At 59.5% G+C, this 15,697-nt stretch carries 13 protein-coding genes; 11 read left to right on the top strand and 2 right to left on the bottom strand.

Annotation, left to right across the window (positions count from 1 at the left end):
- Nucleotides 1-530 precede the first annotated feature (530 nt).
- From ACIPSK_RS14185 to ACIPSK_RS14175, 3 genes are all read left to right on the top strand, one after another.
- Nucleotides 531-5,234, top strand: coding sequence for a M10 family metallopeptidase C-terminal domain-containing protein (locus tag ACIPSK_RS14185; protein ID WP_446532941.1), 4,704 nt, complete (start codon nucleotides 531-533; stop codon nucleotides 5,232-5,234).
- Between the two features lie 230 nt (nucleotides 5,235-5,464).
- On the top strand, nucleotides 5,465-5,902 hold the full coding sequence (locus ACIPSK_RS14180) for a DUF4174 domain-containing protein (RefSeq protein WP_162119474.1): 438 nt from the start codon (nucleotides 5,465-5,467) through the stop codon (nucleotides 5,900-5,902).
- A 42-nt stretch (nucleotides 5,903-5,944) separates the two neighbouring features.
- Nucleotides 5,945-6,112, top strand: coding sequence for a hypothetical protein (locus ACIPSK_RS14175; protein WP_168724984.1), 168 nt, complete (start codon nucleotides 5,945-5,947; stop codon nucleotides 6,110-6,112).
- Here the strand turns inward: ACIPSK_RS14175 and ACIPSK_RS14170 are convergent.
- Nucleotides 6,109-6,990, bottom strand: a complete 882-nt coding sequence (locus ACIPSK_RS14170; RefSeq protein WP_162119475.1) for a LysR family transcriptional regulator — start codon at nucleotides 6,988-6,990, stop codon at nucleotides 6,109-6,111. The two genes, ACIPSK_RS14175 and ACIPSK_RS14170, sit on opposite strands and share 4 nt — an antisense overlap.
- The gene (locus ACIPSK_RS14165) at nucleotides 6,987-7,301 is read right to left on the bottom strand and encodes a putative quinol monooxygenase (RefSeq protein ID WP_017967104.1); all 315 of its coding nucleotides are present in this window, start codon (nucleotides 7,299-7,301) and stop codon (nucleotides 6,987-6,989) included. The genes ACIPSK_RS14170 and ACIPSK_RS14165 overlap by 4 nt, the downstream gene beginning before the upstream one ends.
- A 179-nt stretch (nucleotides 7,302-7,480) precedes the next feature.
- Between ACIPSK_RS14165 and ACIPSK_RS14160 the strand changes: the two genes are divergently transcribed.
- The 8 genes from ACIPSK_RS14160 (at nucleotide 7,481) to ACIPSK_RS14125 (ending at nucleotide 15,691) form a co-directional block, all read left to right on the top strand.
- Nucleotides 7,481-8,977 (top strand): CoA-acylating methylmalonate-semialdehyde dehydrogenase, encoded by a 1,497-nt coding sequence (locus ACIPSK_RS14160; RefSeq protein ID WP_162119476.1) that lies wholly within the window; start codon nucleotides 7,481-7,483, stop codon nucleotides 8,975-8,977.
- An 80-nt stretch (nucleotides 8,978-9,057) separates the two neighbouring features.
- The gene (locus tag ACIPSK_RS14155; RefSeq protein ID WP_162119477.1) at nucleotides 9,058-9,210 is read left to right on the top strand and encodes a hypothetical protein; all 153 of its coding nucleotides are present in this window, start codon (nucleotides 9,058-9,060) and stop codon (nucleotides 9,208-9,210) included.
- 108 nt (nucleotides 9,211-9,318) lie between these two features.
- A complete protein-coding gene (gene rirA, locus ACIPSK_RS14150; RefSeq protein WP_003545647.1) occupies nucleotides 9,319-9,801 on the top strand; it encodes an iron-responsive transcriptional regulator RirA in 483 nt (160 codons plus the stop codon).
- 337 nt (nucleotides 9,802-10,138) lie between these two features.
- Nucleotides 10,139-11,734, top strand: a complete 1,596-nt coding sequence (locus ACIPSK_RS14145) for an ABC transporter substrate-binding protein (RefSeq protein WP_162119478.1) — start codon at nucleotides 10,139-10,141, stop codon at nucleotides 11,732-11,734.
- 86 nt (nucleotides 11,735-11,820) lie between these two features.
- The gene (locus ACIPSK_RS14140; protein WP_162119479.1) at nucleotides 11,821-12,825 is read left to right on the top strand and encodes an ABC transporter permease subunit; all 1,005 of its coding nucleotides are present in this window, start codon (nucleotides 11,821-11,823) and stop codon (nucleotides 12,823-12,825) included.
- 9 nt (nucleotides 12,826-12,834) lie between these two features.
- Nucleotides 12,835-13,725, top strand: a complete 891-nt coding sequence (locus tag ACIPSK_RS14135; protein ID WP_017967110.1) for an ABC transporter permease subunit — start codon at nucleotides 12,835-12,837, stop codon at nucleotides 13,723-13,725.
- Entirely contained in the window at nucleotides 13,725-14,741 is a 1,017-nt protein-coding gene (locus ACIPSK_RS14130) for an ABC transporter ATP-binding protein (RefSeq protein WP_162119480.1), read from the top strand. Before ACIPSK_RS14135 ends, ACIPSK_RS14130 begins: the two co-directional genes overlap by 1 nt.
- The gene (locus ACIPSK_RS14125; protein WP_162119481.1) at nucleotides 14,738-15,691 is read left to right on the top strand and encodes a peptide ABC transporter ATP-binding protein; all 954 of its coding nucleotides are present in this window, start codon (nucleotides 14,738-14,740) and stop codon (nucleotides 15,689-15,691) included. The genes ACIPSK_RS14130 and ACIPSK_RS14125 overlap by 4 nt, the downstream gene beginning before the upstream one ends.
- Nucleotides 15,692-15,697 lie beyond the last annotated feature (6 nt).

The raw sequence follows: 15,697 nt of genomic DNA, 5'->3' as shown, positions 1-15,697 counted from the left end.
GCCTACGAAGTGTGCCCATGACCAATCCCATGGCGCGGCGCCCTGAAGAGCGCCTACATTTTTTTGCCACAGAAAGTCGAACATTTGTCCGTATGCGCCATACTGCTGTGTGAGCTGCGTGTGCGGCACGCAGCAGCAGCAAGGTCCGCAATGCGACAACTCGCCACTCGATACGGAACGATCCGCCCAGGCGGAGACATCGCTCGGCGGGCGCCAAAACAATTCGGACCTTGCTTTCCCGAGCTCACCGAGCGTGGAAACTTATTAAATTTCAGCAAATGGCTGTAACGCCAATTTAAGTGCCGTCATGCCAGCAATTGCGGAGGTTCGGACAGGCTGAGCACAGGATCCCTGGAATAGCTTCTAGCCTTTGATCGAGTTTGCGGACGAAGGGCTTCATAAGCGTTGGTTACTAAGATCAAAAACTTTCCTGAAGCGAAATAAAGCTTTTGGTTGAAATTTCCTCTGGTTTGGGGCAGAGGGAAACTGGCATTAGGCACGGCCGAACGGAATAGGCAAACGGATATTTTATGACGAATCTTATTACTTCGACAAAGGACGTCAGCTCGACTGGGGATGAGAAAGTTGACGGGCTCTTCAGTGGCACTGCCTGGGACGGAACGATAACCTATGCGTTTCCTACCACCTCGTCATCTTATGCCTATAGCGGCGAGAAAGACTATTCTTTCTCTTCAATTTCGACGCAGCAGCAGTCTTATGCTTTGTACTTTATGGAGCAGTCCTACGGGAGTGCGGCAAATGACGGCTTCTCCGTCGAGGGGTTTACGAACGCCAACTTTGAGGCCGGAAGCGCTGGCACCGCAACGGTGCGGTTCGCTCAATCGTGGCTACCTCCGACGGCATGGGCCTATACCCCAAATATCGGCGGCAGCGGCGGCGATGTCTGGTTCGGCACGGAATATGCTGGCACCGAAGATGATTATCGCTTGCCGAGGTTCGGCAACTACGCGGGCCATTCTTTGGCACACGAACTGGGTCACGCTCTCGGACTGAAACATGCTCAGGAAGGGTATAATCTCAATCCGACAGTCGTTCCGAGCGCCTACGACTCGCTCGAATATACGATCATGACCTACCGCACATATGTCGGAGACAATGGGAATGGGTACACGTATGAGCATGACGGCGCGCCGCAAACCTTCATGATGCTCGACATCGCCGCCCTGCAGGAAATGTATGGTGCGGACTATACGACGAACAGTGACAATACCGTCTACAAGTGGAATCCGAACCAGGGCATCACCTATGTCAACGGCGTTGCGGCCATCACACCCGCCGCCAACCGCATCTTCGCGACAATCTGGGACGGCGGCGGTATCGATACCTATGATTTGAGCGCTTATACCACCGCCCTCAAGATCGACCTGCGAGCAGGGGGCTACTCGGTCTTTTCCCAGGGCCAGTTGGCCGACCTGGGAGGAGGTCCGAATAATGGTTATGCCCGCGGCAACATTTTCAACGCCCTGCTTTATCAGGACAATGTTGCATCGTTGATCGAGAACGTTAAGGCCGGCTCCGGCAACGATACGGTTACGGGGAACGAAGCGGACAATACGCTCTGGGGCAACGCCGGAAATGATTCCCTGACCGGCGATTCCGGTAATGATACGCTCGACGGCGGGACCGGAATCGACAAGCTGTCGGGCGGGGTGGGCGACGACATCTACATCGTCGACAATGCCAGCGACACCGTGATTGAGAATGCCAATGAGGGGACGGATACGGTCCGGACGACGCTTTCTTATACACTCAGCGCTAACGTCGAAAACCTGACCTACACCGGCACCACCACGTTCATCGGTGAAGGCAATGCGGCGGCCAATGTGATCACCGGCGGGACGGGATCTGATTGGCTTGATGGGGAGGCCGGCGACGACACGCTGATCGGTGGTGCGGGCGACGATACCTATGAGGTCGATAGTCTCGGCGACGTCGTGGTCGAGGCGGCCGACGGCGGCACTGACAAGATCCGGACCGATCTTGCTGCTTATTCGCTTGCGGACATCGCCAATGTCGAGAATCTATCCTTCGTAGGTAATGGCAATTTTACCGGTACCGGTAATAGCCTCGACAACATAATCACTGGTGGGTTAGGCGACGATACGCTCTCCGGTGGGGCAGGCAACGATACTCTGAATGGTAAGTGGGGAAATGACTCGCTTGCCGGTGGGACCGGCAACGATATTTATGTCGTGTACGATGCCGGCGACACTATCATTGAAAACGCCGACGAGGGCATCGACACGGTTCAGACGTATGCGGCGAGCTACACACTGAGCGCCAACGTCGAGAACCTCACTACCGTTAGCGGGACTGCATTTGCCGGCACTGGCAATACCCTCAACAACACGATCACCGGCGGCGCGGCCATCGATATTTTGTCGGGCGGTGCCGGTGATGATACCCTGAATGGCGGGGCTGGCGCCGACACGCTGATCGGCGGGACGGGCAACGACACTTACATCGTTGATAACACGTCCGACGTCGTCACCGAAAACGCTGATGAGGGCATCGATACGGTGCAAACGGCGCTGGCAAGCTATACTCTTGCCGCCAATGTCGACAATCTCACCTATAGCGGCACGGCAGCCTTTGCCGGGACAGGCAATGACCTTGCCAACACGATCCGGGGTGCGGCAGGTGCCGACACGCTGGACGGAAAGGCTGGAGCAGACATACTGATCGGCGGAGCGGGCGATGACACTTATGTTGTCGATAACCTTGCCGACGTCGTCACTGAAAGGCCGAATGAAGGAGCCGATCTGATCAAGACGGCGCTTTCACTCTATACGCTCGGCAACAATGTCGAGAACCTGCTCTATACGGGATCCGCCAGCTTCACCGGTACCGGCAATGCGCTCGTCAATACGATCACCGGCGGCGCCGGCAACGACACGCTGGACGGCGGGGCCGGCAACGACACGATGTCGGGCGGGACGGGCGACGATATCTATGTGGTCGACAGTGCGACCGACGTGATCACCGAGGCGGTCAGTGCCGGCACCGACGAAATCCGCACGGCGCTTGCAGCCTATTCGATCGCCTCCTTGGTCAATGTCGAGAACCTCACCTACACGGGGTCCGCCAGCTTCACCGGCACCGGCAATGCGCTCGCCAACACGATCACCGGCGGCGCCGGCAACGACACGCTGAACGGCGCGGCAGGTGCGGATACCTTGATCGGTGGCGCGGGCGACGACACCTACATCGTCGACCATGCCGGCGACGTCGTCACCGAAGCCGCCGACGAGGGGATCGATACGGTTCGCACGACTCTGACAAGCTATACGCTTGGCAGCGATTTCGAGAACCTCACCTATACCGGCACGGTAGCCTTTACCGGAACAGGCAATGACCTTGCCAACACGATCCGGGGCGCGGCAGGTGCCGACATCCTGGATGGGAAGGCCGGAGCAGACATACTGATCGGTGGTGCCGGCAACGACACTTATATTGTCGATAACGTTGGCGACGTGGTCACCGAAGGGCTGAATGCAGGAACCGATCTGATCAAGACGGCGCTTTCACTCTATACGCTCGCCAGCAATGTCGAGAACCTGCTCTATACGGGATCCGCCAGCTTCACCGGCACCGGCAATACGCTTGCCAACGCAATCACCGGCGGCACCGGCAACGACACGCTGGACGGCGGCGCCGGCAATGACACGCTTGACGGCGGTGCTGGCAACGACATCTATGTGGTCGACAGTGCGAGCGACGTGATCAAGGACAGCGCCGGCACCGACGAAATCCGCACGGCGCTTGCAGCCTACTCGATCGCCGCCTTGGTCAATGTCGAGAACCTCACCTACACCGGGTCCGCCAGCTTCACCGGCACCGGCAATGCGCTTGATAACACGATCACTGGCGGTATCGGCAACGATACGCTGAATGGTGGAACTGGCGCCGACACCTTGATTGGCGGTGAGGGCAGCGACACCTATATCGTCGACAATGCCGGCGACCTCGTCACCGAAGCCGCCGACGAGGGGATCGATACGGTTCGCACGACTCTGACAAGCTATACGCTTGGCAGTGATGTCGAGAACCTCACCTATATCGGCACGGTAGCCTTCGCCGGAACAGGCAATAGTCTCGACAATACGATCACGGGTGGCGCTGCGATCGATACGCTTTCCGGCGGTGTCGGCAACGATACGCTGAATGGTGGGGCCGGGGCAGACCGTTTGATCGGCGGGGCGGGTGGCGACATCTATATCGTCGACAATGCCGGCGACCTGGTCACCGAGGCGATCAATGAGGGGATCGACACGGTTCGAACGACCCTTGCCGCCCACACATTGGCGGCCAATGTCGAGAACCTCACCTACATCGGAACGGCAGCCTTTACCGGGGCGGGCAATCTGCTCGACAACATTATCATCGGTGGTGTTGCTGCCGACAAGCTGATGGGGGCTGGCGGCAACGACACTTTGATCGGCGGGGCTGGTGCCGACACGATGTTGGGTGGGACGGGTGACGACATCTATGTGGTCGACATTGCGACCGACCTGGTGATCGAGAATGTGAACGAGGGGACGGACACGGTCCGGACGGCGCTTGTCAGCTATACGCTCGGCAACAATGTCGAGAACCTGACCTATACGGGATCCGCCAACTTCACCGGCACCGGCAATGCGCTCGCCAACACGATCACCGGCGGCGCCGGCAATGATGTGCTGAATGGCGGGGCAGGTGCGGATACCTTGATCGGCGGGGCTGGCCACGACACCTACATCGTCGACAATGCCGGCGACATCGTCACCGAAGCGGCCAATGAGGGGATCGACACGGTTCGCACGAACCTGGCGGCCTACACACTGGGGACCAATGTCGAGAACCTCACCTTTATCGGAACTGGGGCGTTTGCCGGAACAGGGAATGCGCTAAACAACGTTATCATTGGCGGCAGTGGTTCTAATACCCTGACGGGTGGCGCCGGCAACGATATCCTCACTGGTGGAGCGGCAGCCGACATCTTCGTTTATTCGCCGAACTGGGGCCATGATACGATCACAAACTTCGTGGCAACCGGCTCCGCACATGACGCGATCTCGATCGATCACAGCATTTTCGCCGACTGGGAAGCGCTTTTTGCGGCAATCGAGCAGTCCGGAAATGATACAATTATCACAGCCGATTCCGACAACACCATAACGTTAACGAATGTTGCTCTTTCAAGCCTGCAATCGTGGGACTTCTTCTTTGCGTAATCTTTCTCGGACCTCGCGGCAACTTGTTTGGCGGGAAGAGACTAACCGGTAACGGCGGGTACCAATTCCGCTGAGACGGCAGCGCCGCGGCTGGCCTGCATAAGGTTTGCAAAGTGAGATCCGGAAGCGCACGTGCAGCCTCTCGAGTGCAGGAACGAAACGAGGATCCTGTCGTTTCGATGGAACCCGTGCCTTCTCGGACCGTTCTCCATGTTAGCGGGAGAATATGCATGTCGAAAACCCTTCTCTACGGTGCGACGAAGATCGACGAGACAAACAGCGCTTATGCGGCGGCCGAAAGCCTCGCCCAGTTCCAGTGGAAGAACCGCGTCTTCGTGGTTTTCGCCGACAGGGATAATTCTCGCGCCGCCCGGCAGGAAAATCAGTTGCTGGCCGATCGCTCGGCCCTCGATGAGCGTGATCTGGTGGTGCTCAAGGTTTCCGGCGCCGGCGTTCGATCGCTCTTTGGTGCGGCTGACGGTCTCGACGGCGAAGCCATCCGCCGCGATCTCGAGGCACCTGATGTGGGCGAATTCGCCGCCTTCCTTGTCGGAAAGGACGGCACCGTCAAGCTGAAGGCCAGCGAGCCAATTACCGATGGCGAGCTCTTCGCTATCATCGATAGCATGCCGATGCGTGCTGCCGAATCGCTGAAGCCAGGCAAATAGCCCGAACGTCGCGTAAACTGAAATCATGAAAGGGAGGCGGTCATGTCCGTGCCCAACGAACCCATTCCCGATCAGCCGCCGATGCCGGCGCCCGGCTGGAAGCCGGTGCCTCCGATCAAGGAGCCGGAGCCGGACCGGATGCCCGACGAGGCGCCGGTTCCCAATCCCGATGAGAACGACGAGCCGGCAAAACAGACTTTCGAATCTTAAAGAAAGATGTGCCGTTCGGCGCTGACGAGTTCCTGGAGGAAATCGGCGACGCTCCTGACGCGCATGAGGTCGCGCGCCGTTTCGTGATAGGTCGTCCAGTAGGCGCGGCGGATCGAAATATCAGGCAGGATGCGCTGGAGTTCCGGATACTGCCGAGCGATATAGTCGTGCAGGATGCCGATTCCGGCGCCTGATCGTACCGCCTCCGTCTGGCCGATCGCCGTCGAAATTTCGAAGCTTGCATCCCAGCTCCGCATCACCTCGCCGGAGAAATTCAGCGAGGCGGTGAAGATCAGGTCTTCGACGTAACCGATGCGCGGATGCACCTTCAGTGCGTCGATATCCCCTGGTGCGCCCTGAGAGGTGAGGTAGTCGCGTGAGGCATAAAGGCCGAGCGTGTAATCCGTCAGCTTCGAGGAAACGAGCCGGCCTTGGTCCGGTCGCTCCAGCGTGATGGCGATATCGGCCTCGCGTTGCGACAGCGAGAAAGAGCGCGGCACAGGTACGAGCTGGATCTTCAGCGCCGGATGGCGCTCGATCAACCTGCCCATGCGCGGAGCAAGAAAGGAAACACCGAAGCCGTCGGGCGCGCCGACGCGCACCGTCCCGGCAATTGCCGTATCGGTGTGGCCGAGGCTCGCCTGCACGGCCAGCATTTCCGTTTCCATCCGTTCTGCGGATGCCAGGAACACTTCGCCTTCGGCCGTCAGCTCGCAGCCATTCGTCCGGCGGATGAAAAGCCGCGTCTTCAGCGCCTCTTCCAGCGAAGTCAGTCGACGTGAGAGCGTGGCGTGATTGAGCCCCAGCCGCTTCGAGGCGGCAAGGATCTGTCCGGTGCGGGCGACGGCGAGGAAAATACGAACATCGTCCCAGTTCATGGCTTGGCACGCATCGCGATCGGATCGACCTCGATCAGCGTCAACGATGTCACCATGTGCGCCGTCTGATTCTTGTACTTAAGGAAATGCGGTGTTCGCAGATGGGCCTCGTATGCTTCCTGGTCGGCGTAGATTTCAAGAATACGGATCTGGTTCGGGTTGTCCCTGATGGAAACAGCATTCAGGGAAAGGACGCCGTCTTCCAGCGCTAGGGATGCTTCGATTTCTTCCGTGAGCAATGCGCGATAGGTTTCAAGCGTGTCCGGATCGATCTCCAGCTCCGCCATTCTGACGATGGGTTTCCGGCTCATCGGTTTGACCTCCCTTGGGATTTGACTTGTTGGCGCGCGGTGCCAAGTTTGGAAGTAGCCGCAGCGCCCGATGCAATGATAGGGGCTATAATTTACGCACAACGGTTGCTTATATCAGCGCATTGATTTGTGCAAATTGAAGTGCGATTGTCGGCCATCGAAAAACAGGAGGAACACCCATGCGTGAGATCGGTCATTTCATCGGCGGCAAGCAGGTTGCCGGCACCAGCGGCCGCGTAAGCAACGTCTACAATCCGGCAACAGGCGAAGTACAGGCGACGGTCGCACTCGCAAGCGTCGAGGAACTGCGCGCTGCCGTCGAAAACGCCAAGGCTGCACAGCCGAAATGGGCTGCCACCAATCCGCAGCGCCGTGCCCGCGTCTTCTTCAAGTTCGTCGAACTCCTGAACAAGCACATGGACGAGCTTGCCGAAATCCTCTCCAAGGAGCACGGCAAGACCATCGAGGATGCCAAGGGTGACGTCATTCGCGGCCTCGAAGTCTGCGAATTCGTCTGTGGCATTCCCCATCTCGCCAAGGGCGAGTTCACCGAGGGCGCCGGGCCCGCGATCGACATGTATTCGATCCGCCAGCCGGTCGGCATCGGCGCCGGCATTACCCCCTTCAATTTCCCGGGCATGATCCCGATGTGGATGTTTGCGCCGGCGATCGCCTGTGGCAACGCCTTTATCCTGAAGCCCTCCGAGCGTGATCCTTCCCTGCCGATCCGCCTCGCCGAACTGATGATCGAGGCCGGCCTGCCCTCCGGCATCCTCAACGTCGTCAATGGCGACAAGGGTGCGGTCGACGCGATCCTCACCGATCCCGATATCGGCGCCGTCTCCTTCGTCGGCTCGACGCCGATCGCCCGCTACGTCTATGGCACCGCGGCGATGAACGGCAAGCGCGCCCAGTGCTTCGGCGGCGCCAAGAACCACATGATCATCATGCCCGATGCAGACCTGGATCAGGCCGTCAACGCCTTGATGGGCGCAGGCTACGGCTCGGCCGGCGAGCGCTGCATGGCGATCTCGGTTGCCGTTCCGGTCGGCGAGGAGACCGCCAACCGCCTCGTCGAGAAGCTGACGCCGAAGATCGAATCCCTGCGCATTGGCCCCTATACCGACGACAAGGCCGACATGGGCCCGCTCGTCACTAAGGAAGCCTATACCCGTGTTCGCGGGTTGATCGATCGCGGCATCGAAGAAGGCGCCAAGCTCGTGGTCGACGGCCGCGATTTCAAGCTCCAGGGCTATGAAGACGGCTATTTCGTCGGCGGCTGCCTGTTCGATCACGTCACGCCGGAGATGGATATCTACAAGACCGAGATCTTCGGACCTGTGCTCTCCGTCGTTCGCGCCAACAACTATGAGGAAGCGCTGTCGTTGCCGATGAAGCACGAATACGGCAACGGCGTTGCGATCTACACCCGCGACGGCGATGCCGCCCGCGATTTTGCCTCGCGCATCAACATCGGCATGATCGGCATCAATGTTCCGATCCCGGTTCCGCTCGCCTATCACTCCTTCGGCGGCTGGAAGGCCTCGAGCTTCGGCGACCTCAACCAGCACGGCACGGATTCGATCAAGTTCTGGACGAAAACCAAGACCGTCACGGCCCGCTGGCCTTCCGGCATCAAGAGCGGCGCGGAATTCGTCATGCCGACGATGAAGTGATCGTCACGACATTCCAAGAAATCAGTAATTCGGGGGCCTTTTGGCTCCCGAATTTTTCCTCGTCATGCTGATTGCCGGCGATGTCGGTCGGCATCGAGAATATTCTGAGACAAGGGCGTAATCTGTTCGCCATCTCCCATTTTACCAGTGCCGAGGTCAAACTGATGCGCAAGGCACGCCCGAGCGCAGGCGGGGCGATCCTCGATGACGTCGGGATCCTGGAGCGGGATTGACGTCGCGGCAAATGGCCTCATAAGCTGAATGCGAATTTCATATTTTGGAATTGTTCAAAACTAGCAAACCGCCTATATAGGTCTGAACAGACGAGTCAGGAGAATGGCATGCGGTTGACGAAGCAGACGAACTATGCGGTTCGCATGTTGATGTATTGTGCTGCCAATGACGGGCACTTGAGCCGGATTCCCGAAATCGCCAGGGCCTATGGCGTTTCCGAGCTCTTTCTTTTCAAGATCCTCCAGCCGCTGAACAAGGCGGGTCTGGTCGAAACCGTGCGCGGTCGCAATGGTGGCGTGCGCTTGGGCAAGCCGGCCGCCGACATTAGTCTTTTCGATGTCGTTCGGGTGACGGAAGATAGCTTCGCCATGGCCGAATGCTTCGAGGATGACGGTGAGGTCGAATGCCCGCTGGTCGACAGTTGTGGGTTGAATTCGGCGCTGCGCAAGGCGCTCAACGCCTTCTTCGCCGTGCTGTCGGAATATTCCATCGACGACCTCGTCAAGGCGCGTCCGCAGATCAATTTCCTTCTCGGCATTACCGGCGAGCCGGCATATCGCAAGCCCGCGATCGTTGCCCCCGCCGCCTGATTTAAAGAGCAGAATTTGCTTCTGAACCGCGGTTGCCTGGCAACCGCGGTTTTTTGTTTTTGCGGACGTCTCATCGGCCTCCGAATGCTGGGAAAATGCCCGTTGCATGTCGCGATAGGCGCGCTTTTATACCAAATGCGACAAAATTTCGGTCATTTTTGTCCGAATATTTCCAAATGCGGCCGATTTTTGACTGAAAATTTCTAAAATTGTCCAGCTGGAAAATTTTTCTGCATAGCCCGTTGCTTTCAGTAGATAAATATCGTTCCATCAACCGTCGATCGAGATGCATTCTACGATCTCCAAACATCAAGAAGAACAACCGGGAAACAATATTATGAAAAAGATCTCTGTCCTCCTGGCAGCGACGGCCCTGATTTCCGTCATGGCGACGTCGGCCTGGTCCAAGACCCTTGTTTATTGCTCCGAGGGCTCGCCGGAAGGCTTCGACCCGAGCCTCTATACGGCAGGCACGACCTTCGACGCGTCGTCGCGCACGGTCTATAGCCGCCTCGTCGAATTCAAGCATGGCGGGACCGAGATCGAGCCCGGTCTGGCCGACAGCTGGAGCGTTTCGGCCGACGGCACGGAATACACCTTCAAGCTTCATCCCGGCGTCAAGTACCAGACCACCGACTTCTTCACGCCGACGCGTGAATTCAACGCCGACGACGTCGTGTTCTCCTTCGAGCGCCAGCTGAAGTCCGACAATCCGTGGAACAAGTATGTCGAGGGCGGTTCCTACGAATACGCCGCCGGCATGGGCTTCCCGGAGCTGATCAAGTCGATCGCAAAGGTCGACGACCTCACGGTCAAGTTCACGCTCAACCATCCCGAAGCGCCGTTCCTCGCCGACCTCGCCATGGACTTCGCCTCGATCGTCTCCAAGGAATATGCCGACAAACTCGCCGCCGACGGCAAGATGGCGCAGATGAACCAGCAGCCGCTCGGCACCGGCCCGTTCACCTTCGTCGCCTATCAGCCGGATGCCGTCATCCGCTACAAAGCGAACGAAACCTATTTCAAGGGCAAGGAAAAGATCGACGATCTGGTTTTCGCCATCACCTCTGATGCGGCTGTCCGTGCTCAGAAGCTGAAGGCCGGCGAATGCCATCTGATCCCCTATCCGAATGCAGCCGACGTCTCCGAGCTGAAGAAGGATAACAATCTGACCGTGCTGGAGCAGGCCGGTCTCAATGTCGGCTTCCTCGCCTACAACACGCAGATGGCTCCGTTCGACAAGCCGGAAGTTCGCCGTGCGCTCAACATGGCGATCAACAAGCAGGCGATCATCGACGCCGTCTTCCAGGGTGCTGCCGCCGTTGCCAAGAACCCGATCCCGCCGACGATGTGGTCCTATAACGACGCTGTTCAGGACGACAAGTACGATCCGGATGCTGCCAAGAAGGCTCTCGCCGATGCCGGCGTCAAGGATCTCAGCATGAAGATCTGGGCGATGCCGGTTTCGCGCCCCTATATGCTGAACGCGCGCCGCGCCGCCGAATTGATGCAGGCGGATTTCGCCAAGATCGGTGTCAAGGTCGAGATCGTCACCCATGAGTGGGCCGAATATCTGAAGCTCTCCTCCGACGTGAAGCGCGACGGCGCCGTCATCCTCGGCTGGACGGGCGATAACGGTGATCCCGATAACTTCATGGATACGCTGCTCGGCTGCGATGCCGTCGGCGGCAACAACCGTGCTCAGTGGTGCAACAAGGAATATGACGACTTGATGACCAAGGCCAAGCTGACCGCCGATGTCGGCGAGCGTACGAAGGCCTATGAGCAGGCGCAGCTGATCTTCAAGAAGGAAGCTCCCTGGGCGACCCTCGACCACTCGCTTGTCTTCGTTCCGATGAGTAAGAAGGTCTCCGGCTTCCAGATGGACCCGCTCGGCATTCACCGCTTCGACGGCGTCGACGTATCCGAATAACAAGAATAATGTAAGAATGCCCGGCAGAGCTGGGCGCAGCCGGCGGTCAGGGTCTCCTGACCGCCGGAAACTATTGGATACCTGCCATGTTGCGTTTTTTCATCAGCCGCTTCGCGGTGCTGATCCCGACATTCCTCGGCGTTTCCCTCATTGCCTTCTCGTTCATCCGCATGCTTCCCGGCGATCCCGTCATGCTCCTGTCGGGTGAACGTGTCATGGCGCCGGAGCGTCACGCCCAGATCATGCACGATCTCGGCTTCGACCGGCCCATGTATGTGCAGTATTTCGACTACCTCGTAAAAGTGCTGCACGGCGATCTCGGCACCTCGATCATCACTAAGCGGCCGGTTCTCGGCGAATTCCTGACCCTGTTTCCGGCAACGCTGGAGCTTTCGCTCTGTGCCATCATCATTGCGGTCTGTCTTGGCGTGCCCGCCGGCGTCTTTGCGGCGGTCAAGCGTGGCACGTGGTTCGATCAGAGCGTAATGGGTGTTGCCCTCATCGGTTATTCCATGCCGATCTTCTGGTGGGGTCTGCTGCTCATTATCTTCTTCTCCGGCTATCTCGGCTGGACGCCGGTTTCCGGTCGAATCTCGCTGATGTATTTCTTCAAGCCGGTCACCGGTTTCATGCTGATCGACAGCCTGCTGTCAGGCCAAAAGGGGGCTTTCGCCTCCGCCGTCAGCTATCTCATCCTGCCGACCATCGTGCTGGCGACCATTCCGCTTGCCGTCATCGCGCGCCAGACGCGTTCGGCGATGCTCGAGGTTCTGGGCGAGGACTATGTCCGCACCGCGCGCTCGAAGGGCCTGAAGCCGCTGCGCGTTGTCGGCGTGCATGCGCTGCGCAATGCGATGATCCCTGTCATCACCACGATCGGTCTGCAGATCGGCGTTCTTCTTGCCGGCGCCATCCTCACCGAGACGATCTTCTCCTGGCCGGGCATCGGCAAATGGATGGTCGATTCGGTCTTCAAGCGCGATTATGCCGTGGTCCAGGGCGGTCTTCTGCTGATCGCCGGCGTCATCATGCTGGTCAATCTGATTGTTGATGTTCTCTACGGCTTCATCAATCCGCGCATTCGTCATTAGGAGCGGTCCATGAGCACGGTCACCGTCAAAACCGGCCAGCCATCCGCTCTTGCGGATTTCTGGCATTATTTCTCCCGCAACAAGGGCGCCGTCATCGGCCTGGTGGTTTTCATCATCATCCTGATCGTCGCAGTCTTCGCGCCGCTCTTTGCGCCGCATGAGCCGAACGAGCAGAACCGTGCGGTACTGCTCGCCGTGCCATTCTGGATGGAGGGCGGCAGCGCCTCCTTCCCGCTTGGAACGGATGCCGTCGGCCGCGATATCCTCTCGCGCCTGATCTACGGCGCGCGGTTTTCGCTGTTCATCGGCGTCGTCGTCGTCACGCTTTCGGTCATTTCAGGCGTGCTGATCGGCCTCGTCGCCGGATTTTTCCGCGGCAAGGTCGATACGGCGATCATGCGCCTGATGGATATCATCCTGGCCTTCCCGTCACTGCTGCTCGCTCTGGTGCTGGTGGCCGTGCTCGGGCCAGGGCTTACCAATGCGATGATCGCGATTTCGCTGGTCAACCAGCCGCATTTCGTGCGGTTGACGCGCGCCTCGGTCATTTCAGAACGCGAGAAGGAATATGTGATCGCCTCGCGTGTTGCCGGTGCCGGCACCTTCCGGTTGATGTTCAAGACGATCCTGCCGAACTGTCTTGGGCCGCTGATCGTTCAGGCGACGCTCGCCTTCTCGGCGGCGATTCTCGATGCTGCCGCCCTCGGCTTTCTCGGCATGGGCGCTCAGCCGCCGACACCCGAATGGGGGACGATGCTGGCCGAATCCCGTGAGTTCATATCGCGCGCCTGGTGGGTGGTGACATTCCCTGGTCTTGCCATCCTCATCACCGTTCTCGCCATCAATCTGATGGGCGACGGTCTGCGCGACGCACTCGATCCCAAACTGAAGAGGTCGTGATGCCACTCCTCGAGATTGAAAATCTGACTGTCGAATTCCAGACCTCTTCCGGTCTCTTCCGCGCCGTCGACGGCGTATCGCTTGCCTGCGACAAGGGCGAGATCCTGTCGGTCGTCGGCGAATCCGGCTCGGGTAAATCCGTTGCCATGCTGGCCCTCATGGGGCTTCTGCCCTGGACGGCGAAGATCACCGCCGACCGGATGCAGTTCGACGGCAAGGACCTGCGCGACATCTCCGCCCGCCAGCGCCGCAGGATCGTCGGCAAGGATATGGCGATGATCTTCCAGGAGCCGATGTCGAGCCTCAATCCTTGCTTCACGGTCGGTTTCCAGCTCGGCGAGACCCTGCGCGTGCATATGGGCCTCAACCGCAAGGAGCGCCGCCAACGCTCGATCGAGCTCTTGAACCTCGTCGGCATTCCGGCGCCGGAAGAGCGCCTGTCGAACTTCCCGCATCAGATGTCCGGCGGCATGAGCCAGCGCGTCATGATCGCCATGGCACTCGCCTGCAATCCGAAGCTCCTCATCGCCGACGAGCCGACGACCGCGCTCGACGTGACGATCCAGGCGCAGATTCTGGATCTGCTCGTCCGCCTGCAGAAGGAGCAGGGCATGGCGCTGGTGCTGATCACCCACGACATGGGTGTCGTTGCCGAAACTGCCGAGCGGGTGCAGGTGCAATATGCCGGCCAGAAGGTCGAGGAACAGCCGGTGAGGGCGCTGTTCCGCGACCCGCATCATCCCTATACCGCAGCCCTGCTCGCAGCGCTGCCGGAACGCGCCAAGGTCGGCCAGCGTCTTCCCTCGATCGCCGGTGTCGTTCCCGGGCAGCATGGTCGCCCGACAGGCTGTCTCTTTGCGCCGCGCTGCGGCTTCGCCACGGTCGAATGCGACCGTGGCGTGGTCCGCCAGGGACCGGAGCTTGGACTGGCGCTCTGCAACTATCCCTTGAAGGACGGCAAGCCGCTCGGGCATCCCGGCATCATGGCCGTTGAAACCGCAGGAGACCTCGTATGACGAGCGCTGTTCTCGAGGGCAGGGATCTCGCCCGCTTCTACACGGTCAACCGCGGCCTCTTCAAAGCCGATGCCACCGTCAAGGCGCTGAACGGCGTCAGCTTCAGCCTGCATTCCGGCAAGACGCTCGCCGTCGTCGGCGAATCCGGCTGCGGCAAGTCGACGCTCGCTCGCCTGGTCACGATGATCGAGAATCCGACTTCGGGGCAATTGCTGATCGATGGCAAGCCCGCTCATGTCGGCGACCGCAGCCTGCGCAGCCAAGTGCAGATCGTCTTCCAGAACCCCTACGGCTCGCTCAACCCGCGCCAGAAGGTTGGCTCGATCCTTGAAGAGCCGCTGAAGATCAACACCAGTCTCGACGCCGCCGCCCGCCGCCGCAAAGTGGAGGAGATGATGGCCCGCGTCGGCCTGCGTCCGGAGCACTATGGCCGTTACCCCCATATGTTCTCCGGCGGCCAGCGCCAGCGCATCGCCATTGCCCGCGCCCTGATGCTGCGGCCGAAGGTGCTGGTGCTCGACGAGCCGGTTTCGGCGCTCGACCTGTCGATCCAGGCGCAGGTGCTGAACTTGCTCATGGACCTGCAGAAGGAGATGGGTCTTGCCTATCTCTTCATCTCGCACGGCCTCTCGGTTGTCCATCACATCGCCGACGAGATAATGGTGATGTATCTCGGCCGCCCGATCGAAACCGGTCCTGCCGCCGAGGTCTTCGCCCGGCCGCGCCATCCCTACACGGCAGCCTTGCTGTCGGCGACGCCGATTGCCGATCCAGACCGTGCGAAGACCCGCATTCGCCTGCAGGGTGAACTGCCTTCGCCGCTGAAGCCGCCGACGGGCTGCCACTTCAATCCGCGCTGCTGGAAGGCGCAGGACTATTGCCGCCAGGTTTCTCCCGAATTAAGTGGAGAAGGCGCACAACAATATGCCTGTCATTTCCCGCTCGACTGAGCGGGG

Source organism: Rhizobium sp. LARHSG275, assembly GCF_052871115.1.
This window is presented reverse-complemented; position numbering and strand designations above follow the sequence as displayed.

What these genes read in the sequence shown, in the direction of transcription:
- ACIPSK_RS14185 (WP_446532941.1), top strand. Translation starts at nt 531, where the DNA reads ATGACGAATCTTATTACTTCGACAAAGGACGTCAGCTCGACTGGGGAT.
- ACIPSK_RS14170 (WP_162119475.1), bottom strand. Translation starts at nt 6,990, where the DNA reads ATGAACTGGGACGATGTTCGTATTTTCCTCGCCGTCGCCCGCACCGGA.
- ACIPSK_RS14130 (WP_162119480.1), top strand. Translation starts at nt 13,725, where the DNA reads ATGCCACTCCTCGAGATTGAAAATCTGACTGTCGAATTCCAGACCTCT.
- ACIPSK_RS14165 (WP_017967104.1), bottom strand. Translation starts at nt 7,301, where the DNA reads ATGAGCCGGAAACCCATCGTCAGAATGGCGGAGCTGGAGATCGATCCG.
- ACIPSK_RS14145 (WP_162119478.1), top strand. Translation starts at nt 10,139, where the DNA reads ATGAAAAAGATCTCTGTCCTCCTGGCAGCGACGGCCCTGATTTCCGTC.
- ACIPSK_RS14125 (WP_162119481.1), top strand. Translation starts at nt 14,738, where the DNA reads ATGACGAGCGCTGTTCTCGAGGGCAGGGATCTCGCCCGCTTCTACACG.
- ACIPSK_RS14155 (WP_162119477.1), top strand. Translation starts at nt 9,058, where the DNA reads ATGTCGGTCGGCATCGAGAATATTCTGAGACAAGGGCGTAATCTGTTC.
- ACIPSK_RS14160 (WP_162119476.1), top strand. Translation starts at nt 7,481, where the DNA reads ATGCGTGAGATCGGTCATTTCATCGGCGGCAAGCAGGTTGCCGGCACC.
- ACIPSK_RS14140 (WP_162119479.1), top strand. Translation starts at nt 11,821, where the DNA reads ATGTTGCGTTTTTTCATCAGCCGCTTCGCGGTGCTGATCCCGACATTC.
- ACIPSK_RS14135 (WP_017967110.1), top strand. Translation starts at nt 12,835, where the DNA reads ATGAGCACGGTCACCGTCAAAACCGGCCAGCCATCCGCTCTTGCGGAT.
- rirA (WP_003545647.1), top strand. Translation starts at nt 9,319, where the DNA reads ATGCGGTTGACGAAGCAGACGAACTATGCGGTTCGCATGTTGATGTAT.
- ACIPSK_RS14175 (WP_168724984.1), top strand. Translation starts at nt 5,945, where the DNA reads ATGTCCGTGCCCAACGAACCCATTCCCGATCAGCCGCCGATGCCGGCG.
- ACIPSK_RS14180 (WP_162119474.1), top strand. Translation starts at nt 5,465, where the DNA reads ATGTCGAAAACCCTTCTCTACGGTGCGACGAAGATCGACGAGACAAAC.